The sequence below is a fragment of the Pseudomonas sp. UBA4617 genome (assembly GCF_002386445.1).
Taxonomy (GTDB): domain Bacteria; phylum Pseudomonadota; class Gammaproteobacteria; order Pseudomonadales; family Pseudomonadaceae; genus Aquipseudomonas.
Map to the genome: position 1 here is coordinate 124,764 of NZ_DGIR01000054.1, position 19,433 is coordinate 144,196.

Genomic DNA, 19,433 nt, shown 5'->3' on the forward strand with positions numbered 1-19,433 from the left:
TGGCCGCCGGTTTGGCAGCAGCGGTCTTGGCTGCTGGCTTGGCCGCCGGTTTGGCAGCAGTGGTTTTGGCCGCTGGCTTGGACGCCGGTTTGGCAGCAGTGGTTTTGGCCGCTGGCTTGGCCGCAGCGCGCTGGTCAAGGGCCTTGGCTGCAGCCTCGCGAACCTTGCCTACACCTTGAGCCAGTTTGAGGCTGTCCTGGGCATCGCGCTTGAGCTGCTGGATATAAGAACGGGTCTGGGTTTGACGTTCCTTGAGCGAATCAAGCAATTCTTCCAGTTCACCAATGGCTTTATGCGCCTTGGTTTGTGCCTTGGTTTTACCTGCCTTGGCCGCGTCTTGCAGTTTCTGGCGACCGGTGTGCAATTTTTCCTGGGCCTTGCCACGTTGCTTTTCCAACTTGGTCAGCAGTTTTTCCGCATCAGCCAGCGCTTGCGAGCAGGCATCCTCCAAGTGTTCGAGCAGGCTGCCCGAAAGTTGCTGGAGCAGGTGTAACGGCGTACTTACTGGCTTCTTTTTGGCCGACATGGTTTACCTCCTGGCTGATGAGATTGCGGCTCATACTATGCTTCTGCTGCTACCGCCGCTAGGGCATGTTGACAGTATTGTTTACGCCGCGTTGCATGCCTGGGCAAAGTTGTTATCTTGCAGCTCCGAGCAAGTGTAGTTGCTGAATAAATGATTGCCGATGTTCGGCAATTACCTGAATAGCACCATGCCCCGCAGGAGCAGCCTTGTGTCGCGCCTACAAGACCGCGACCACGCCACAATAAAAACTGAACACTGGCATAATTCCCCGCTCATTGGCGCAGGAACTGATCATGCCTCGATATCTGGTTTTAGGTTTATGCCTGCTGGCCCCTCTCGCCCTGGCCAACAGCGACGAACACGATTTGGCCTACAGCCTCGGCGCCAGCCTGGGCGAGCGGCTGCGCCAGGAGATGCCGGGCCTGCAACTGGATGCGCTGGTCGAAGGCCTGCGTGCGTCTTACCAAGGGCAACCGCTGAAGCTCGACAAGACACGCATGCAGGCTGTGCTGCAGCAGCATGAAGCACAGGCAGGCGATGCCGCCATGCAGAAGCAGCAGGCCGCCGAGGCACGCTTCATGGCCACCGAGCGCGGTCGCTATGGTGTACACGAACTACCAGGGGGCGTGCTCTACAGCGAACTGCAGGCAGGCACGGGCGCGCAGCCCAAAACTGGTGGCAAGGTGCAGGTGCGTTATGTGGGCAGGCTGCCCGACGGCTCGGTATTCGACCAGAACCAGACACCGCAGTGGTTCAGCCTGGATTCGGTGATCGAAGGATGGCAGGTGGCGTTGCCGCAGATGCACGCTGGCGCCAAATGGCGCCTGGTAATTCCGTCGGCACAAGCTTATGGCGCCGAGGGTGCGGGCGACCTGATCGCACCCTACACCCCTCTGGTGTTCGAAATCGAACTGCTGGCGGTGGGTGATTGACCTCCGCCTTCAGGCCTCGACCGCGCCCTCTTCCTTGTGCGCGTTGTGCAGCACCTCGATCAGGCAGTCTTCGAGTTCGAAGCGCTCGTGCAGCAAGGCTCCCAGCTTGGCCAGCTTCTCGGCGAAGCGTTCGGTATCCTTGCATTCACCCTTTTCGCAATGGTCATTGAAAGCCAGCGCGATCTGGGTGATGTCGTTTATTCGCGGGTTGATCTCTTCGGCCAGCTTCAGCGCCTTCTCGTCGTCAAAAGCCTTGGCCTCACTGACCAACTGTTCGCAGACTTCGAAATGCCACGCCGAAACGTAGTCGACCAGAACCGCGCAGAAATCACGGTTTTTATCCTTGTCGGCAAAGGTCGGCTTCATATCGCGCAATGCGCGGAAAGCCTGCACCAGTTCCTGGCGCTCCTCCAGCCAGCGGTCGATCAGCTTGTGAACCCCACCCCAGCGTTCCTGAGCGTTCTGACAACTATCGAGCATGGCGATCTCTTCCCTTCTGGGTAGATGCCGCTGCACCTCGCACTACGACCGTGCAGTACAAAGGTGACATCAGCAGGACGGCATCGAGCAGTTGTGTTTTCGGTATGCGTGCTGCGAGATTATTCCCGCGCGTGCTACCCATCAAGGTACGCAGCAGACAAAGTTCATACAAGCGTTTAATACCCTGTTACACCACCATTGGTCGCGCTACCGGCCAAGCCTTGCGCCAGGTCAATTAATGGCCAGGGTGCGGAAACGATACGCCAGCAGGCAGCTCGCGGGCGGCACTGCCAGCAGCAGGAAAGCCAACAGGCTCCACTCGGGCAGCGTCAGGTCGAGAAAACTCCAGGTCAGCGCGTTGCAGTCAGGGCCACCGAGCAGCAATTGCCGCGCCGCTTCGCTCCAGGATTGCTCAAATACCCGCCCGATCGGCACCGGACACAGTGCAAAGACATCGTCCGCCCCCTGCAACCAGACATGCCTCGCGGCCAGCAATGCCCCGGCCAGCGAACAGCCCAGTGTCGCCCACGCATAACAGCGCACACCGCGCGAACCCGGCGCCTGCACAGTGGCCGTGAGGCACAACAGTGCGTACAGGCCAAGCAACAGCCGTTGGCTGAAACACAATGGACACGGCACCAGCCCGGGGGCGTTTTCCAGCTGAAAGGACGCAGCCAGCACCGCCAGTGCGGCCAGGCAGGCGGGTAGGAAAAAGGTACGCAAACGGGCCGGCAGCATGGGAGGTGAAGGTCCGGGAATGATGAAGTGGCTTAAAACGGTAGAGGAAAGACACGCTTTGTTTCAAGGCACGACAACAACGACAACTCACTGAATCGCGAAGGAAATTTCTAGCTGATAGGTAGGAAACGTCTGAAGAAAGATACTGCAGATCCAGCTTGCATCACCGGATAAGTTACCCAGCGCCATGGCCCGCACCTTGGCGCGGGCCATGGGTAGGTCAGGCGCGCACAGCTTCTGGCAATGGCAACGCCAGCAGGCGTTCATCCAGCAGGCCAAGGCCCTCCTGGAACAGCTGGTTGCTGCGCTCGGTCTCACCGAGGCTGGCCAGCAACCGGGCCAACTCGGCACAGGCCTCAGGGTTGCGCTCCATGCGCAGGCTGCTTTCCAGGTAGTCGCGCGCCTTGCCCCACAAACGGTTCTGCAAACTCAGGCGACCCAAAGTCAGCAGCAGGCTGGCGTCCTGCGGGTGGGCTTTGAGCCAGCCTTCGGCGGTTTGCAACTGGCGCGCCGGGTCATCGCCGCGCACCAGGCCGTACAGGCGAGCCAGGTGGCTTTCGTATTCACGCTTGAGGGCAGTGCGCAGCACTTGCTCGGCTTCGCTCTGGGCACCCACCTGGCGCAACTGTTCGGCATAGGCCAGCACCAGCTGTGGTTCCTGGCGCTGCGCCGCGGTCAGTTGCTGCCAGGCACGCTCCAGGGCCTGACGCGCACTTTGCGCATCCTCCCCCCGGGTCGAGGCCAGGCTCAGGTTCTGCCCCCAGGCGCGCTGCTCCAGGGCCGCCAGCTCGGCAGCCGGCAGCACCTTGCCTTTGCGCAGGTCGGGCAACAGGCGGATCAGGGCCGACCAGTCGCCGCGCTCCTGGTACAGGCGCTGCAGCAGGCGCAGCACCTGGCTGTTATGCGGGTGGCGGTCCTGCATGGCCAGCAGGGTTTCCAGGGCGCCGTCTTTTTCGCCACGGTCCATCTGCAACTGCGCATGGGTCAGGGCGATGGCCAGTTCCGCTTGCGGCTGGCGCTCCAAGGCACGCTCCAGCAGGTTGTCACTGTCTTCAGTGCGGCCTTGCTCGTTGGCGGCGCGCGCCGCACCGAGGTAGAACAGCAGCGGCTGGCGCTCGGCCTCGGCGGCCCGGTGCAGGTGGCGTTGGGCGCTGGCCCAGCGGCCCTCGGCAAGGTCCAGCTGGCCCTGTTCGATGGACAAGCGAATGCGCCGGCTGCGGTTGCGCCGCGACCATGGGTTGACCACGCCGCTGGAGGTCAGCACCAGGCCGACCAGGTAGCGCAACAGCCACAGCAGCACGATCACCGCCAACAAGCCGGCCAGGGCTGCCCACAGCCCGGACTGGTAGCGGAAACTGCCATACGAGATCAGCACATAACCGCTGTGCCTGGCGACTGCGATACCCAGCGCAGCAGCGATCACGATTGCCAGCACGGCCAACAGGTAGACGCGCTTCATGGCTTGGCCCCTTCAGGCTCGGCCGGCAGATGGCGGCGCTGGATATAAGCCTGCACCGCGGCCAGGCTTTCGCTCAGGTCGGGGGTGACCACCGAGACCGGTTGCTCTGCCAGGGCGTTGAGGCTGTCGAGCATGGCCTTGCTTTGCGGATTGTCGGCGTTGAAGTTGGCCAGCAGCACGCTGCGGGCATCATCCAGAGCCTGGGTATAGACCTTGGCCTCGCCGTTGAGCGCTGCCCACTGGGCCTGCTCGATGGTCAGGCTCAGGGCCAGGCGCAGCTGGTTCAGCTGCTGCCCGGCCAGCAATGGGCGCACGTTGTCATCGGCGTTGAAGTCGATCTGGAAGTACTTGGAGATCTCGGCCCACCACTGCGACAGGCGGCTGGCGCCATCGCCGTCGGAGGTCAGGGCACCGAGCGCATCGGCATTGCTGGCGAACTCGGGCGACTGGGCGCTGAGTTGCTGCACCAGTTCGCGCTGCGCAGCCAGCTTCAGGAACAGCCCGGTGCGGTCCGGCTGCTGCGTGCTGTTGAGCGTGGCCAGGCTACGCGCCAGCTGCTCGCGGGCGGCGAAGGCGCCTGGGTCGCTCTGTTCACGCAGGATCTCGTCGGCACCCTCGACCAGGGCTTTGGCACTGGTGATGTCCTGCAGCGCCGACAGGCGCAGGGTGGCCAGGCGCAGCAAATGCTCGGCCTCGGCCAGGCGCCATTCCTTGCGGCTTTCACCCAGCACGGTTTCCAGGCGTTGGCTGAGGCGTTGCTGGTCGCCTTGCAACTGCGCCACCAGGCGGCGGCGGTCTTCCAGCTCGCTGGCAGCCGGCAGGCTGGCCAGCTGCGCGCTGATCTGCTGCTCGCGTTGCTGCAGGGCCTCGGCGCGCTGGTTCAGCGCCTCGATGTGCTGGCCCTGGTTGAATTCGCTGCCTTGCAGTTGACGCACCTGCCAGACACCCCAGCCACCGACCGCGACCCCAGCCGCACCCAGCAGCAGGGCCAGCGTTGCCAGACCACTGCCGGAGCGCTTGGCAGGTGGGGTGGTGACGGGTTCCGCCGGCGCCTGTGCCGACGGCTGATCGTTTTTGGACAAGACAGTCTCGCTCACGTATCCATCCTTTGCATGGGGGCGCACCGCGTTCAGCTTAGCGCCTTAGGAGGCAGGTGCAGCGCTGCGCTGCACGGCTGCCAGCAAGGCCGTGGCACTGGCGCCACGGCAATCCACAACCTGTTGGGCCCCGGCGGCCCTGGCCTGTTCGGCGACCCGCGGGCTGGGCACGAACAGCGGCAGGCGCGCCAGCCGTGACCAGTCGGCGCCAGCCATCTGCTGCAAGTGTTCAAGACCCTGCCCACTGCTGACCACCAGGCCATTGAGGCGTTCCGCTTCGATGCGGCGCATCAAGGTGCCTGGCGGGTAATCCGGCAGACAACGACGATACAGTTCCAGATAATCGACACTAGCACCTTGCTCTGCAAGACGCTCTGCCAGCAGTTCGCGACCTCCAACCCCACGCACGATCAAGATGCGCGACGTCGGCACGGCTACAGCCTGGCGCAGTGCTGGCAGGGCCAGCAAGGCTTCGCTGTCGTCACCACTCTGCGGGACACTCACTGCCAGGCCCGCCGCCTGCAGCACCGCCGCGGTTGCCTCGCCAACGCTGAACCAGCCTTGCCGTGGTGGCTGCAGGCCGGCCTGGGCCAATCGTTCGAGCAATAACCTGGCGGCCGACTTGCTGACCACGATGATTGCCTTGAAACCCGACAGGCCCTCCAGTACCTGGCGCTGCCGGTTATCCACAGCGACGGGCTCGATCGCCAGCAACGGCAGGCAGCTACTGCCCACCCCCGCCGCCGCCAGGCTCTGCGCCAGCGCTGCGCAGTCTTCGGCAGGCCGGGTCAGCAACAGGCGCCAGGGACTCACGGGTGGCCGGCCTCGCCGTAGACTTCCTTGAGGATGGCCTCGGCGCCCTGCCGCAGCAGGTCTTCGGCGACCTGCACGCCCAGCGTCTCGGCGCTGCCACGGGGAGCGCGAGATTCAGCCACCAGCAGGGTGCCGCCGCTGGGCTGACCGACCAGGCCGCGCAGCCATAACTGGTCACCTTCCAGCACCGCATAGCAGGCGATCGGCACCTGGCAACCGCCATTGAGGCGTTTGTTCAGGGCGCGTTCGGCCACCACCCGGTCGGCGCTGTCAGCGTGGTGCAGCGGTGCCAGCAACGCGTGGATTTCGCGGTCGGCGCTGCGGCATTCGATGCCCACTGCACCCTGGCCACCCGCCGGCAGGCTGTCCTCGACGCTGATGGTGCAGGTGATGCGTTTTTCGAAGCCCAGGCGGATCAGGCCAGCGGCGGCGAGAATGATCGCGTCGTACTCGCCGGCGTCCAGTTTGGCCAGGCGGGTGTTGACGTTGCCGCGCAGGAAACGGATCTGCAAGTCGGGGCGGCGCGCCAGCAACTGCGCCTGGCGGCGCAGGCTGGAAGTGCCGACGATGCTGCCGGCCGGCAGTGCGTCGAGGCTGGCGAAGCGGTTGGAGACGAAGGCATCGCGCGGGTCTTCGCGTTCGCAGATGCAGTACAGGCCGAGGCCTTCGGGGAAGTCCATGGGCACGTCCTTCATCGAATGCACGGCGATGTCGGCTTCATTGTCCAGCAGTGCGGTTTCCAGTTCCTTGACGAACAGCCCCTTGCCGCCGATCTTCGCCAGCGGCGCATCGAGCAGTTTGTCACCGCGGCTGACCATGGGCACCAGGGTCACCAGCAAACCGGGGTGAGCCTGCTCGAGGCGGGCTTTGACGTATTCGGCCTGCCACAGGGCCAAGGCACTTTTACGGGTGGCGATGCGGATTTCGCGAGTGGACATGAAACGCCCCGATCCAGAGAAATGCTGCCGATGATAACAGCATCGCCGCTATCGCTAGCAGATGTGGATCAGTCAAGGGCCTCTTTGCGCCTGAAGCCGCCGCACAGGGTACAGCGCCGCTGGACAGGGCAATGCTGAACCTGCGGGCGCGGCTGCAGCCGCGAACAAGGGCGCAGCCATCGCCATGCGGGTGCCGTATCAGAGGGTTTGCATCATCTTGCGCACGCCCGCCACATGGCGTCGGCTGACGGTCAGGGCATCGCCGTCCAGGCCCTTCAGGTACAGCTGGAAATGCCCCAGCGGGGTGCGCTGCAGGCGTTCGATACGTTCGCGCGCGACCAGCGCGTTGCGGTGGATACGCACGAAGCGTTCACCAAATTCGTCCTCCAGGGCCTTGAGCGGCTCGTCGAGCAGCACTTCCCCGGCTTCATGGCGCAACGTCACGTACTTGTGGTCGGCAATGAAATAGATCACCTGGGGCAACGGGATCAGCTCGATGCCTTTGCGGGTGCGGGCACTGATGTGGCTGCGCGGCCCGCCACCTTCATGGCCCGGCCGGGTGAGCGCGGCCAGCTGGGCGCGATTGGGTTTTTCGGCCTTGCGCAAGGCATCACGTAGAGCCTGGGCCTGGAGAGGCTTGCTCACATGGCTGAGGGCGCTGTCCTTGAATGCCTCGGCACCGTATTCATCGTCCCCGGTGCAAAACACCACGGCCGGCGGCGCCTCGCGTTCGCACAAGCGCGCAGCGACCTGCAGGCCGTCCAGACCTGGCATGCCGATGTCCAGCAGGACTACATCGGGCTTGAGGCTGTCGATCAGCGCCAGGGCCTCCTCGCCGTTGGTGGCGCTAGGCTCCAGCACGGTGTATCCCTCCAGTTCGCCGAGCAGCCGGCTGAGGCGTTCACGGCCTTGGGGTTCGTCATCAACGATCAGGACATTCATAATTGCGCTGGATTCCTGAATGAGTCTCGCACAGGTATAGCGTAGACGTGTGGTTCGAGCGACACTGCGGTCAGGCTCTAGACCGGTGCGATGGCCAAAGATTCACTCGTCAGGCAGATTCACTGCCAGTCCTCTGTCCAACTGTAGACGGTCCGTGGAACACTGCCGTTCATTCCATGAAATCGTTGCTCGCGGTTTTCCGGCATTTCTCACGACCAGTGCCCTGCGGCGCCCGGCACAACCCTGCTATCATCCGCGCCACTTCCTTCGTTCACGCCTGCAATGAGTGAATTCATGAGCACCGACAAGACCAATCAGTCCTGGGGCGGCCGCTTCAGTGAGCCCGTCGACGCTTTCGTCGCCCGTTTCACCGCCTCGGTCGATTTCGACAAGCGCCTGTACCGCCACGACATCATGGGTTCGATCGCCCATGCCACCATGCTGGCGCAGGTCGGCGTGCTCAGCGATGCCGAGCGCGATACCATCATCGATGGCCTGAAGACCATCCAGGGTGAGATCGAAGCCGGCACCTTCGACTGGCGCGTCGACCTCGAAGACGTGCACATGAACATCGAGGCACGCCTGACCGACCGCATTGGCATCACCGGCAAGAAGCTGCACACCGGCCGTAGCCGCAACGACCAGGTGGCCACCGACATCCGCCTGTGGCTGCGTGACGAGATCGACCTGATCCTGGGCGAGATCACCCGCCTGCAGAAGGGCCTGCTGGAACAGGCCGAGCGTGAAGCCGAAACCATCATGCCCGGGTTCACCCACCTGCAGACCGCACAACCGGTAACCTTCGGCCATCACCTGCTGGCCTGGTTCGAAATGCTCAGCCGCGACTATGAGCGCCTGGTCGACTGCCGCAAACGTGCCAACCGCATGCCGTTGGGCAGCGCCGCGCTGGCCGGCACCACCTACCCGATCGATCGTGAACTTACCTGCAAGCTGCTGGGCTTCGAAGCCGTGGCCGGCAACTCGCTGGATGGCGTGTCGGACCGAGACTTCGCCATCGAGTTCTGTGCAGCTGCCAGCGTGGCGATGATGCACCTGTCGCGCTTCTCCGAAGAGCTGGTGCTGTGGACCAGTGCGCAATTCCAGTTCATCGACCTGCCAGACCGCTTCTGCACCGGCAGCTCGATCATGCCGCAGAAAAAGAACCCTGACGTGCCGGAACTGGTACGCGGCAAGAGCGGCCGTGTGTTCGGCGCCCTGACCGGCCTGCTGACCCTGATGAAAGGCCAGCCGCTGGCCTACAACAAGGACAACCAGGAAGACAAGGAGCCGCTGTTCGACGCCGCCGACACCCTGCGCGACTCGCTGCGTGCATTTGCCGACATGATTCCGGCGATCAAGCCCAAGCACGCCATCATGCGTGAAGCGGCTCTGCGCGGTTTCTCCACCGCCACCGACCTGGCCGACTACCTGGTGCGCCGTGGCCTGCCGTTCCGTGACTGCCACGAGATCGTTGGCCATGCAGTGAAATATGGTGTGGACACCGGCAAGGACCTGGCCGAGATGAGCCTGGACGAACTGCGCCAGTTCAGCGACCAGATCGAGCAGGACGTGTTTGCCGTGCTGACCCTGGAAGGCTCGGTGAATGCCCGCAACCACATTGGTGGCACCGCACCGGCGCAGGTGCGTGCGGCAGTGGCTCGCGGCAAGGCGTTGCTGGCTTCGCGTTAAGCCCTGGCCTTGCGCCCGCTGTGCGGCCCATCGCGACCAAGGCCGCTGCTGCAGGGGTTCGTCTACCCTGTGCAGCAGCGGCCTTGGCTCGCGACGGGCTGTGAAGCCGCTTCTGGCTTTTAGCGCTTGCCGCTGCGAATCATCTCCATGAAGGCCGGCATCGCCGCCTCCTTGTCCGCCACGATCCGCGCCATATGCGGGTTATCGCCCATCAGCTGCAGCAGCGCCCTGGCCTGTGGGAAGTCTTCCAGGAAGTCGATGTTCAGCACCTTCTTGCCCACCGCACAGGCCAGGTCCACCGAGAAGCAGAACATCAGGTCTGCCAGCGTCAGTTGCTCGCCCGCCACATAGGGAGCAAAGCGGCCGTTGCGCTTGAGCGTGGCAAACCCGGCCAGCAGGTCGGCACGCGCCCTTTCCTTGATCAGTGGCTCCACCGACATGCCGAAGAACGACTCGGGGTAGCAGGTACGCGCCGGCAGCTCGATGTACAGCTCGATTTCCTTGAGCAGCTCACGCACCTTGGCCTGCCCGAACGGGTCGGCCGGCAGCAGCGCCTTGCCGCCCTGCGTCTGCTCGATATAGTCGAGGATCACACTGGTTTCGCTGAGGAAACCATGTTCGGTCTGCAACACCGGCACCTTGCCCCGTGGGCTCAATTCCAGCGCCTGCGGCGCCTGGCCGCCATAGAAGGTGACCTCCTCGAAGGGCAGGCCTTTTTCCAGCAGGGCCAGCTTGACCATGTTGTAGTAGTTGCTGACCGCGAATCCATGAAGCTTGAGCATGAGGTAACAGCCTCCAGGCCGTAAGGGGTTGGCCTGGCTTTTATAGACCGATCGCCAGCCCCTTGACCAGTGTCATGCGCCCCGTCAATGCCCGGGCATTGCCGCCACAGGCATGGCACACTGTGCATCCCATCACAGGAGTACCGCCATGAGCGAGCCCACCGACATCGACAATGACGACGACGAAGCCTTCGCCGAGGCGACGCTGACCCAGGCCATCGAAAACCAGATCGAAAGCGGCGAGCCGCCTGCGGCCAAGGCCACTTTCAACAAGCTGACCCTGGTCGGCTATACGCGCGAAGACTCTCTCAACCTGATGGCCCATGTACTGGCCTTCGAGATCGACAACATGCTGGTGGAAGACCGCGCGTTCGACAGCAAGTGGTATGAAAGCGCGTTGCGGGCGCTGCCGGAGTTGCCGCCTGAGATGGATCAAGGCGACGACGAATAACCCGTCTACACTCCAGGATCAGGCACCGTCAACGGTGCCGCCATCCTTGTCTGGAAGTCTGGAGTCGCCATGTCCTTCACCCCCGATCTGATCGCCGAACTGGAAGTGCTCGCACTGTTCAAGCATGACAGCAGCCAGGAAGGCATCAAGATTCACAAGAACGCCTCGCCTGCCTTGGTTGCCGCTGCGCAACGCCTGTATGAAAAGGGCCTGACCGATCAACCTGATGGCGGCTACCTGACAAGCCTGGGTCATGACGCCGTTGAAAGTGTGCAGCTGTTGCAGAACATCCTCAAGACGCCACAGCCGGCCTGAGCCAAGCTTGTACGGGGCCGCGCTGCGGCCCCAATCAGTTAGCCACCGCCCTGCGCTTTTCCGCCAGGCGTGAGCGCCCGTACAGGAACACAACCGCCAGCAAGGCCACGGCCTGTGCCGACAGCGAGTAGGCATCGGCATGGATCCCCAGCCAATCGAACTCGAAGAACGCCACTGGCCGGGTACCCAGCACCCCGGCTTCCTGCAGCGCTTTCACGCCATGCCCGGCGAATACTACCGACAAGGCGCACAGCAGCCCGGCGTTGATGCTGAAGAACAGCGACAATGGCAGCTTGGCCGAGCCGCGCAGGATCACCCAGGCCAAGCCCACCAGCAGCACCAGCGCCGTGGCGCCCCCCGCCAGCACAGCCTGGTGTCCGCCGGGGCCTGCCTGCAGCCACAGGGTCTCGTAGAACAGGATCACTTCGAACAGTTCGCGGTACACCGAGAAGAAGGCCAGCACGGCAAAGCCGAAACGCCCGCCGCCACTGACCAGGCTGCTCTTGATATAGTCCTGCCAGGCGGCGGCGTGGCGGCGATCGTGCATCCACACGCCAAGCCACAGCACCATCACCGCAGCGAACAGCGCCGTGCAGCCTTCCAGCAGCTCACGCTGGGCGCCGCCCACGTCGATCACATAGGCTGCCAAGGCCCAGGTGGCGAAGCCAGCCACCAGCGCCAGGCCCCAGCCCATGTTGACGCTACGCACCGCCGACTGCTGGCCGGTGTTGCGCAGGAAGGCCAGGATCGCCGCCAGGACCAGGATCGCCTCGAGGCCTTCGCGCAGTAGGATCAACAATCCGGAGACGAAGCTCAAAGACCAGCTCAAGCCATCGCTGCCCAGCAGCTTGGCCGCCTGCTCGAGCTTGGCCTTGGCTTCGCCCAGGTGTAGTTCGGCCTGGGCGACAGGCGACCCATCCTGCAATGCCTGGCGGTAGGCCATCAGGGATTTTTCGGTATCCTTGCGCGCCTGGGTATCGATGTTGTCCAGTGAGCTTTCCACCAGCTCGAAACCTTCCAGGTAGGCTGCCACCGACAGGTCATAGGCCTGGTCGTGGTCACCTGCACGGTAGGCCGCCAGGCTTTTGTCCAGGGTACTGGCGGTGTACGCGAGCAATTGCGCTGGGCCACGCTTGACCTGGGGTGGCTGCGCACGCTGGGCGCGAAACGCCTCCACAACGGCGTTGCCTTCGCTGGCGGCGACTTCAGCTGGGGTCTGGCGGGCCAGGTCGGCAATGTTCCAGGTCTTGTCGCCTTTTCCGGCTTCCGGCTTGGCGGTGAAGCTGGCGATGTAGGCGGCCACGTCCCAGCGTTGGCGATCATCCAGCTGGTCGGCGAACGACGGCATCTCGGTGCCGTCGATCCCCAGGGCCAGGGTGTTATAGAGGTCGAACAGGCTCAACTGGTCGAGGCGTGAGACATCGCGCAGGTTGGCGGGCGCCGGCTCCAGGCCCACGCCAGCCGGGCCGTCGCCGGCTCCAGTGTCACCGTGGCAGATCGAACAGTTTTGCGCGTACAGCGCCGCGCCACGGGCTGGGTCTGGAGTAATCACCGGGGCCTGGCTGACCTCGTAGGCCACCGCCAGGCGTGCGCCCAGCTGACGGGCCTGCTTGGCGACTGTCGGGCCTTCCTGGCGCTGGTCGATGGCCTGGCGCAACGCCTGCACGCCCTGTTCCAGTGCCGCTTGCTCGGCGTGCGCAGGCAGGCCTTTGACCAGGTCGGCCAGCACCGTGCTGAATTCCTGCTGTTCGCGGTATTCGCCGTCGTCGATGACCTTGCCGTTTTCCACGGTCGGCGGGTAGTCGGCACCAATATAGTCCAGCAAATGCAGGGCCTTGACGGCCTCAGCGGGGGCTTCAGCCTGCGCCAGGGTGCTGCATAGCGCCAGTACCGGGCCCAGCAATAAAGCGGGCAGCCAGGCGAGCAGACGGGAACGGGTTTTCATGGCCAGTCTCGGTGGGAATGCGAAAGAGAACATTGTTCACTTCCACTTTGCTTCGCTCAAGGGTCGGGGGGTGGATTTCATGAAAAATCTTGTGACAGATCAGATGAAGTGAGGGAAAGGCATGTGGGCTGGCAATGCAGTGGATGCCTGGGGAGCCCGGCGGGAGATTGGTGATGCTGAAAATGCCAAAGCAGGCACCTGTCAGCCCCCGGTCTGCGTCAGACACTGCGCAACTTCACTGCTTCCCCGCCTCCTTCCACCCCCCACCCAACGCCAGGAACACAGCAATCTGCCCCATCGCCACCTGGCTATTGGCTGCCGCCAGTTGCGCGCGCATGTCGGTATAGGTGCGCGTTGCCTGCAAGTCCGCCAGGAACGACTCACGCCCCGCCTGGTAATAGCGGTGGGTCTGGTCGGCCGCGTCCTTGGCCGACCTCTCCGCCTCGGCCAGCGCGTCGCGTCGATCCAGCAAGGCACTGTACTGCGCCAGGCGGGTCTGGGTTTCGCGAATGGCGTTCAGCACCACCCCGTCGAAGTTCGCCAAGGCCGCCTGGGTCGAGGCTTCGGCCATGCGAATGCGAGCGCGGGTGCCGTTGGTGGGGATGGTCCAGCTGATCTGCGGGCCAAAGCCCCAGCGGTTGGTCGAGGGCTCGCCAAGGTTGTCGACGAGACCGATGGTGCCGACCTGAGCGCCGATGCTGATATCCGGGTATAGCGCGCCGGTGGCAACACCGATGTTGGCAGTGGCAGCGGCCAGCTGGCGTTCAGCCTGGCGCACGTCGGGGCGTCGTTTGAGCAGCGCTGCGCCATCACCCACCGGCACCAGCTGGTTCAGGTGCGGCAGTTCGGCACAATCGGCGGTACCGGCGGGCAGTTGTTCCACCGGCTTGGCCAACAGGGCCGCCAGGGTGTACATGCCGGCCTCGCGTTCGGCCTTGAAGCGTGGCAGCTCGGCACGCAGGGACTTGAACTGGGTCTGCGAGCGGGTGACCTGGGTTTCATCGCCACGGCCGGCATCACGCAGGCGCTGGGTGAGCTTGACGCTTTGTTCCTGCAGGCCGAGCGACTGGCGGGCGATATGGTATTCCTCGTTGGCCGAGCAAACCTGGGTATAGGCCTTGACCACGTCTGCCACCAAGGTGATGCGCGCGGTATCGGCAGCGGCCTGGACAGCATCGGCATTGGCCTTGGCAGCCTCGGTGCCGCGCTTGAAGGTGCCCCACAGGTCGAACTGGTACGAGGCGCTGACGATGGCCTCGCCGATGTTGGCTACCGGCACCTTTTCGGGCAGCAGGAAGGCTTCGCCAGACTCCTGCAGGCGCTGTGCACCCAGTTTGACGCCGCCGTTGAAGCCGCCTTGCGACTCGGCCACTTCGACCTGGGCGCGGGCCTTGGCGATGTTGGCAGCGGCCACACGCAGTTCGGTGTTGGCACTCAGGGCCTGGCGCACCAGTTCGTTCAGCCGCGGGTCCTGGTACAACTGCCACCAGTCCTCAGGCACCGGTGTCGACACCACGCTGTCAGCATCCTGGCGCAACGGGCCATTGAGGTCGCTGCGCTGCACCGCGGCATCCTTCGGCACTTGGTAGTCGGGGCCAACCATCATGCAGGCCCCCAGCGACAGGCACAGGCCGGCCAGGATCAACTGTTTCATGGCTGCTGGCCCTCGATGATCGACACCGTGGCGGTACGCCCGGCGATCATGCGGAAGTCCTGCGGCACCTCATCGAAGGCGATGCGGACCGGAATGCGCTGGGCCAGGCGTACCCAGCTGAAAGCCGGGTTGACGTTGGGCAGCAGGTTGGCACCGCTGCTGCGGTCGCGGTCCTCGATGCCCGCTGCAAAGCTCTGTACACGGCCGCTCAGACGGGTGTTGTCGCCCATGACCCGGATATCCACAGCATCGCCAACGTGGATACCGCCCAGCTTGGTTTCTTCGAAGTAGCCGTCAACGTGGTACGAGGCGCTGTCGACCACCGACAGCACCGGCCGGCCAGCGGTGACGAATTCATGGTTACGCGGCGCACGGTCATTCAGGTAGCCGTCCACCGGGCTGCGCACCACCGAACGGTCAAGGTTGAGCTGGGCGGTATCGACCGCCACTTGCGCCGCGCTGACCGCCGAGCGGGCACGGGCCTCACGGGACTGGCTTTCTTCCAGTTGCTCGGCGGCCACCAGGTTGCCCAATTTGCGGTTGCGCCGCGCTTCGCGGGAAGCCTGGGCCAGGGTTTCCTGGCGCTCGGCCAGGGTCGCCTTGGCCTGGCGCAGGGCCAGGGTGAAGCGGTCCTGATCGATAGTAAACAGCACATCGCCGCGCTTGACGGTCTGGTTGTCGCGCACCTCGACTTTCTGAATCAGCCCGGAAACATCCGGGGCGATCTGAATCACGTCGGCGCGGATGTGGCCGTCGCGGGTCCACGGGGCGAACAGGTAGTAGACCACCATCTGCCAAACGAGCACGGCGGCGAAGCTCACTACCAGCAAGGTCAGGACCACACGGCCCAAGGTCAGCAAAGGTTTTTTCATGGCAGCATCAGGTTTCGGCAAAAGTGGTCCACCGCGCCAAGCAGCACGGCATACAAGGCAACGTTGAACAACGCCCGGTGCCAGACCAGGCGGTAGAAATGCACGCGCACCAGCACCGCGTGCACCCCGAGGAACAGCAGGTAGGTGCCAAACATCATCACCAGCAACGTGGGCAGGAATACCCCGCTGATATCCAGTTCACCAATCACAGGGGCGCTCCGTCGAGTCCGGGGGGCAATTGCGGCTGTTCGGCAGGTTCGAGCATGACCTCGACACCCGGCAGCAGCGCCAGGCGCAAACCGCTCAGGGCATGCAGCAGGTGGGTGCGTGCATCGCCGCGCTCGTACAGCTCATCGAGGTTCAGCGCCAGGCGCGCGTGCTCCATGTTGCGCAGTAGCGCGGCGGGCGCATGCAGGCGTTCACCGGCGCGCAGGCAGGCAGCGTAATGCGCGCCGACTTCCTCGATCACGGAGCCCAGGCGCGCACGGGCCTGCTGGCCGGCACGCGGCATGTAGGCTAGCAGGTCCAGCAGGTTGAGCCCCACGCGCAGGTCGCGCAGTGCCACGCCACTGTCCTGGCCGGTCTGCGACAGGCGCGGCAGGTGCTGCATCAGGCGGTCAAGCATCTGCACACCCACGTGGCGGTGTTCGGCAAGGGTGGCCGGTTCGGTCATTTCGACGATATCGCGCCAGGCGAAGCGGGTCATGCGTTTGGCCGCCAGCTCCACACCGAACGGGCGCATCACCAGGGTCCAGATGAAGGCGAACAGCAAGCCGACGGGGCCGGCGAGGTTGGAGTTGAGGAAGGTGAAAAAATCTGCGTCGTAGGTGCCCTGGATGCTGATGAACGTCGAGGTGTTGACGATGGTCAGCAGGGTGCCGAGGTAGAACCGCGGCTGCACGGTCAGGGTGCCGACGCAGATGAATGGCACGGCAAAGGCCAGCACCAGCATCGGGAAATCATGCAGGTTGGGCAGAACCAGGAACAGGTAGAGGCTGGAGAAGATGACCGACATCAGAGTCCAGAAAAAGAACCTGTAGATCTGCGGCGCCGGGTCGTCCATGGCAGCGAAGAAGCTGCACGACACGGCGGCGAGAATGACCGCGCTGGCCCCGTCGTGCCAGCCCAGGCCGATCCACAGGCCGCAGGCGACAACGATGGCCAGCACGGTGGAGGCTACCGAATACAACATCAACCCGCGGTCGAAGAACGCTGTCAGGCGGCCCAGGCGCCAGTGGCGGTACACCGCGCGCCAGGGTTTGGCGTCGTCACTGCGCAGGGCGTGTTGCAGGCTGCAACAGTCTTGCCACAGGTCGGCCCATTCCGTCAGGCGATACAGGGCGTTGGACAGCAGCAGGTCGGCGCGCTGGTCAAGGGCGGCGGCGCCAGGCTGCAAGCGCTCGATCTGCTCGTGCAGGGCGGCCCAGCGGGCGGGCGAAGCGCTGTCGGCAGTACCCTTGAGCCATTCGCGGGCGGCCTCCAGCAGCGGTAGCAACTGGGCGAACCTGTCCGGGGCGCGGCCTTCGAGGGCGACCAGGGCGTCATCGAGAGCGTCGATCACCGGGAGCAGGTGGATCATGCGCCCGCGCAATTCACGAGCATTCTTCAGGGTGTGCGGGCCAGCCCCTTCATGGCCGAGCTGACCGATCATCAGTTCCAGCGAGTTGAACGTGGTGACCATCGTGCCGCGCAGGCTGCCCACCTGGTCGGCACTGGCCTCACGGGCGAGGTAGGTATCGCTGTAGCGGATCGCCTCGCTGAACCAGGTGCTGGTGGCACCGACCACCACCGGCGCCAGCCGGCGCGGCCAGAAGATGGCCCCGACCACTGCTGCGCAGACGATTCCCAGGCAGATTTCCTGGGCACGGGAAGACGCCACGTCAAACACTGCCAACGGATTGTCGACCACCGCCAGGGCGATCATCGGCAAGGTGTAGCCCGCCAGCATCAGCACGTAGTTGTTGGCGGTGCGCAGATTCAGCGAAAGGAACAGCAAGGTGCCGGTCCAAAGAGCAATGGCGATACTCAGCAGCAACGGCGACTGTACCAGCGGCGGCACCAGGAAAATCGCCCCGCCGGCGCCAAGCAGCGTGCCCAAGGCACGGTACAGGGCCTTGGAGCTGGTCGGCCCGAGGAAGGGGCTGGAAACGATGTACACCGTGGCCATGGCCCAATAAGGGCGTGGCAGCTGCATGAGCAGGGCAATGTACAGGGCAATCATGGAGGCGGCGAAGGTACGCACGCCATAGAACCAGTCGCGAGCCGGCGGCACCGAGCTGAAGAAACCGTTCATGCGGCCTCGCCTGTGCTGCCCAGGCCGGCAGCTTCAAAGGCACGCAGCACGCGCAAGGCAGCTTCCAGGTCGGCCTGGTCGATTCGCTGCAGCACCTCTCGACGCAAGCGCACCAGTTCGGCTTCGATGGATTCGGCCAGGGCGCGGCCTTCAGCGGTCAGGCTCAAGGCCTTTGCACGACGGTCCAGCGGGTCTTCGCTGCGGCATACCAGGCCAGCCTTGCACAGCTGGTCGAGCAGACGTACCAGCGACGGGCTTTCCAGGCCCGCAGCCTGGGCCACGGCAACTTGGTGCACACCATCGCCCAAGCGCACGATCATCAGCAGGGGCGTGGCGCAGGCTTCGGAGATGCCATAACCGGTCAGGGCGGTGTGGCAGATGCGCCGCCAATGCCGAGCGGCAACCACCATACCGCTGCTGACGTGCAGGCGCAGGAGATCAAGGGACATTGAAGAAACCAAGGATATTCATAGCTTGCTAACTATCAATATACGCTTGGCCCTCCCCCTGTCGTCAACCAGCGGTGATGGATAGCCTGGGTGAAATGTTGTTCATGCTTCTTGTCAGTACCGGCCTGGCAGAACAACTCATGGCTGAATCTGGTCTTCCAGCTTCATGGTCAACGCCAACGTGCTGCCCATCTGTACCGCCCGGTCGCGCCATTCCTGGTACCGCACCTCGTCACGGCTGCTGAAGTGTACCGCCAGCTCTTCTGCAGCCTGCACCACACCCGCGGCTGCCGCCAGCTCCAGCCAGTACAACGCAGCCTTGATATCGGTTTCCACGTACAGCCCGTGCATCAATCGGTACCCCACCTCGAAACGGCAACGCGCCTCGCCGCGCTCAGCGCCGCGCAGGAACCATTGGTAGGCCTGCACCAGGTCGACTTGCCACTGCAGGTCGCCATCGCACACCTCTTCCTCGTACAGGTCCCCCAGCGCGGCGGCGGCATGCAACAGGCCGCGCTCGAACGCCTGCCGGTAGCACTCTGCCGCCTGCACGTAGGACGGTTCGATACCTTTACCGAAGTAGTGTTGCTGCCCGAGGTTGAACCAGGCGGCGGCATTGCCCTGCAGGGCGGCCATGCGCAACAGGTGGCCAGCCAGCACGGTGTCGGCACGCCAGTACTTGCCGTTGAGCCAGACCCAGCCGAGGTCATTGAGCGCCGCCACATTGCCTTGCAGCGCCTGGCGGCGCAGGTCGGCATATACCGCCTGCAAATCGCTGGCCTCGTCCAGGCGGTTGATCAGTAGCGCGCGCTGGCTGGGCAGCCCTACCCCGGCAAACAGCCGCTGTCGCCTCCCGACGGCAATCGGTGGGGCAATGACCCGCTCGGGCAGGAGACGGGCAAGCAGCGAATGGATATTGCTGGCAGCAGACATGTTCATCCTCATTGAACGACGCACAACCCCAACCTTCGGCTGTGATGAGGCGTGATTCTGCGTGACGACACGTCAAAACCTGTCGCGAACGAATCGGCACCGGGCAACCAAATGCGACTTCCTTG

General features: G+C 64.0%; 20 protein-coding genes. 4 read left to right on the top strand and 16 right to left on the bottom strand.

Going from position 1 to position 19,433, the window contains the following annotated elements; genetic code table 11:
* A partial coding sequence (locus B4L76_RS22975; RefSeq protein WP_296235393.1) for an AlgP family protein occupies positions 1-526 on the bottom strand: 526 nt, incomplete at its 3' end.
* A 293-nt stretch (positions 527-819) separates the two neighbouring features.
* Between B4L76_RS22975 and B4L76_RS22980 the strand changes: the two genes are divergently transcribed.
* Positions 820-1,458: an FKBP-type peptidyl-prolyl cis-trans isomerase gene (locus tag B4L76_RS22980; RefSeq protein WP_296235368.1), complete on the top strand. Its 639-nt coding sequence runs from the start codon at positions 820-822 to the stop codon at positions 1,456-1,458.
* A 9-nt stretch (positions 1,459-1,467) separates the two neighbouring features.
* On the opposite strand, the gene rsd is transcribed toward B4L76_RS22980, so the two are convergent.
* The 7 genes from rsd to B4L76_RS23015 form a co-directional block, all read right to left on the bottom strand.
* A complete protein-coding gene (gene rsd / locus B4L76_RS22985) occupies positions 1,468-1,938 on the bottom strand; it encodes a sigma D regulator (RefSeq protein ID WP_296235369.1) in 471 nt (156 codons plus the stop codon).
* A gap of 231 nt (positions 1,939-2,169) precedes the next feature.
* Positions 2,170-2,676 carry a disulfide bond formation protein B gene (locus B4L76_RS22990; protein ID WP_296235370.1) on the bottom strand — a complete coding sequence of 169 codons (507 nt, stop codon included), beginning with the start codon at positions 2,674-2,676 and terminating at the stop codon, positions 2,170-2,172.
* Between the two features lie 220 nt (positions 2,677-2,896).
* Positions 2,897-4,135: a heme biosynthesis protein HemY gene (locus B4L76_RS22995; protein ID WP_296235371.1), complete on the bottom strand. Its 1,239-nt coding sequence runs from the start codon at positions 4,133-4,135 to the stop codon at positions 2,897-2,899.
* Positions 4,132-5,232 (bottom strand): uroporphyrinogen-III C-methyltransferase, encoded by a 1,101-nt coding sequence (locus tag B4L76_RS23000; protein ID WP_296235372.1) that lies wholly within the window; start codon positions 5,230-5,232, stop codon positions 4,132-4,134. Before B4L76_RS23000 ends, B4L76_RS22995 begins: the two co-directional genes overlap by 4 nt.
* Before the next feature lie 45 nt (positions 5,233-5,277).
* Positions 5,278-6,045, bottom strand: a complete 768-nt coding sequence (locus B4L76_RS23005) for a uroporphyrinogen-III synthase (protein WP_296235373.1) — start codon at positions 6,043-6,045, stop codon at positions 5,278-5,280.
* Positions 6,042-6,983, bottom strand: coding sequence for a hydroxymethylbilane synthase (gene hemC, locus B4L76_RS23010; RefSeq protein WP_296235374.1), 942 nt, complete (start codon positions 6,981-6,983; stop codon positions 6,042-6,044). The genes B4L76_RS23005 and hemC overlap by 4 nt, the downstream gene beginning before the upstream one ends.
* 198 nt (positions 6,984-7,181) lie before the next feature.
* Positions 7,182-7,925 carry a LytR/AlgR family response regulator transcription factor gene (locus tag B4L76_RS23015; RefSeq protein ID WP_296235375.1) on the bottom strand — a complete coding sequence of 248 codons (744 nt, stop codon included), beginning with the start codon at positions 7,923-7,925 and terminating at the stop codon, positions 7,182-7,184.
* 294 nt (positions 7,926-8,219) lie between these two features.
* Between B4L76_RS23015 and argH the strand changes: the two genes are divergently transcribed.
* Entirely contained in the window at positions 8,220-9,614 is a 1,395-nt protein-coding gene (argH, locus tag B4L76_RS23020) for an argininosuccinate lyase (RefSeq protein ID WP_296235376.1), read from the top strand.
* A 119-nt stretch (positions 9,615-9,733) separates the two neighbouring features.
* Here argH and B4L76_RS23025 read toward each other — a convergent pair whose 3' ends face one another.
* On the bottom strand, positions 9,734-10,396 hold the full coding sequence (locus B4L76_RS23025; protein WP_296235377.1) for a glutathione S-transferase: 663 nt from the start codon (positions 10,394-10,396) through the stop codon (positions 9,734-9,736).
* 148 nt (positions 10,397-10,544) lie between these two features.
* Here B4L76_RS23025 and B4L76_RS23030 point away from each other — a divergent pair, with 148 nt between their 5' ends.
* Entirely contained in the window at positions 10,545-10,847 is a 303-nt protein-coding gene (locus B4L76_RS23030; RefSeq protein ID WP_296235378.1) for a hypothetical protein, read from the top strand.
* A 69-nt stretch (positions 10,848-10,916) separates the two neighbouring features.
* Positions 10,917-11,162, top strand: coding sequence for a TIGR02647 family protein (locus tag B4L76_RS23035; protein WP_296235379.1), 246 nt, complete (start codon positions 10,917-10,919; stop codon positions 11,160-11,162).
* Between the two features lie 34 nt (positions 11,163-11,196).
* Here the strand turns inward: B4L76_RS23035 and B4L76_RS23040 are convergent, their stop codons facing one another.
* The 7 genes from B4L76_RS23040 to B4L76_RS23070 form a co-directional block, all read right to left on the bottom strand.
* Complete coding sequence (locus B4L76_RS23040; protein WP_296235380.1) at positions 11,197-13,140, bottom strand: FTR1 family protein; 1,944 nt, start codon at positions 13,138-13,140, stop codon at positions 11,197-11,199.
* A gap of 202 nt (positions 13,141-13,342) precedes the next feature.
* Positions 13,343-14,761 carry an efflux transporter outer membrane subunit gene (locus B4L76_RS23045; RefSeq protein WP_296235381.1) on the bottom strand — a complete coding sequence of 473 codons (1,419 nt, stop codon included), beginning with the start codon at positions 14,759-14,761 and terminating at the stop codon, positions 13,343-13,345.
* The gene (locus B4L76_RS23050; protein ID WP_296235382.1) at positions 14,758-15,633 is read right to left on the bottom strand and encodes an HlyD family secretion protein; all 876 of its coding nucleotides are present in this window, start codon (positions 15,631-15,633) and stop codon (positions 14,758-14,760) included. The genes B4L76_RS23045 and B4L76_RS23050 overlap by 4 nt, the downstream gene beginning before the upstream one ends.
* Positions 15,630-15,842, bottom strand: coding sequence for a DUF1656 domain-containing protein (locus B4L76_RS23055; protein WP_114169105.1), 213 nt, complete (start codon positions 15,840-15,842; stop codon positions 15,630-15,632). The genes B4L76_RS23050 and B4L76_RS23055 overlap by 4 nt, the downstream gene beginning before the upstream one ends.
* A complete protein-coding gene (locus tag B4L76_RS23060; RefSeq protein ID WP_296235383.1) occupies positions 15,839-17,926 on the bottom strand; it encodes an FUSC family protein in 2,088 nt (695 codons plus the stop codon). Before B4L76_RS23060 ends, B4L76_RS23055 begins: the two co-directional genes overlap by 4 nt.
* Complete coding sequence (locus tag B4L76_RS23065) at positions 17,923-18,375, bottom strand: MarR family winged helix-turn-helix transcriptional regulator (protein ID WP_296235384.1); 453 nt, start codon at positions 18,373-18,375, stop codon at positions 17,923-17,925. The genes B4L76_RS23060 and B4L76_RS23065 overlap by 4 nt, the downstream gene beginning before the upstream one ends.
* Positions 18,376-18,513: 138 nt before the next feature.
* A complete protein-coding gene (locus B4L76_RS23070; protein ID WP_296235385.1) occupies positions 18,514-19,308 on the bottom strand; it encodes a tetratricopeptide repeat protein in 795 nt (264 codons plus the stop codon).
* Between the last annotated feature and the right edge of the window lie 125 nt (positions 19,309-19,433).

Bases quoted from the DNA above. Each gene is read 5' to 3' on its own strand.
- B4L76_RS22980 (WP_296235368.1), top strand. From the start codon at position 820: ATGCCTCGATATCTGGTTTTAGGTTTATGCCTGCTGGCCCCTCTCGCC.
- rsd (WP_296235369.1), bottom strand. From the start codon at position 1,938: ATGCTCGATAGTTGTCAGAACGCTCAGGAACGCTGGGGTGGGGTTCAC.
- B4L76_RS22990 (WP_296235370.1), bottom strand. From the start codon at position 2,676: ATGCTGCCGGCCCGTTTGCGTACCTTTTTCCTACCCGCCTGCCTGGCC.
- B4L76_RS22995 (WP_296235371.1), bottom strand. From the start codon at position 4,135: ATGAAGCGCGTCTACCTGTTGGCCGTGCTGGCAATCGTGATCGCTGCT.
- hemC (WP_296235374.1), bottom strand. From the start codon at position 6,983: ATGTCCACTCGCGAAATCCGCATCGCCACCCGTAAAAGTGCCTTGGCC.
- B4L76_RS23015 (WP_296235375.1), bottom strand. From the start codon at position 7,925: ATGAATGTCCTGATCGTTGATGACGAACCCCAAGGCCGTGAACGCCTC.
- argH (WP_296235376.1), top strand. From the start codon at position 8,220: ATGAGCACCGACAAGACCAATCAGTCCTGGGGCGGCCGCTTCAGTGAG.
- B4L76_RS23025 (WP_296235377.1), bottom strand. From the start codon at position 10,396: ATGCTCAAGCTTCATGGATTCGCGGTCAGCAACTACTACAACATGGTC.
- B4L76_RS23030 (WP_296235378.1), top strand. From the start codon at position 10,545: ATGAGCGAGCCCACCGACATCGACAATGACGACGACGAAGCCTTCGCC.
- B4L76_RS23035 (WP_296235379.1), top strand. From the start codon at position 10,917: ATGTCCTTCACCCCCGATCTGATCGCCGAACTGGAAGTGCTCGCACTG.
- B4L76_RS23040 (WP_296235380.1), bottom strand. From the start codon at position 13,140: ATGTTCTCTTTCGCATTCCCACCGAGACTGGCCATGAAAACCCGTTCC.
- B4L76_RS23045 (WP_296235381.1), bottom strand. From the start codon at position 14,761: ATGAAACAGTTGATCCTGGCCGGCCTGTGCCTGTCGCTGGGGGCCTGC.
- B4L76_RS23050 (WP_296235382.1), bottom strand. From the start codon at position 15,633: ATGAAAAAACCTTTGCTGACCTTGGGCCGTGTGGTCCTGACCTTGCTG.
- B4L76_RS23060 (WP_296235383.1), bottom strand. From the start codon at position 17,926: ATGAACGGTTTCTTCAGCTCGGTGCCGCCGGCTCGCGACTGGTTCTAT.
- B4L76_RS23065 (WP_296235384.1), bottom strand. From the start codon at position 18,375: ATGTCCCTTGATCTCCTGCGCCTGCACGTCAGCAGCGGTATGGTGGTT.
- B4L76_RS23070 (WP_296235385.1), bottom strand. From the start codon at position 19,308: ATGTCTGCTGCCAGCAATATCCATTCGCTGCTTGCCCGTCTCCTGCCC.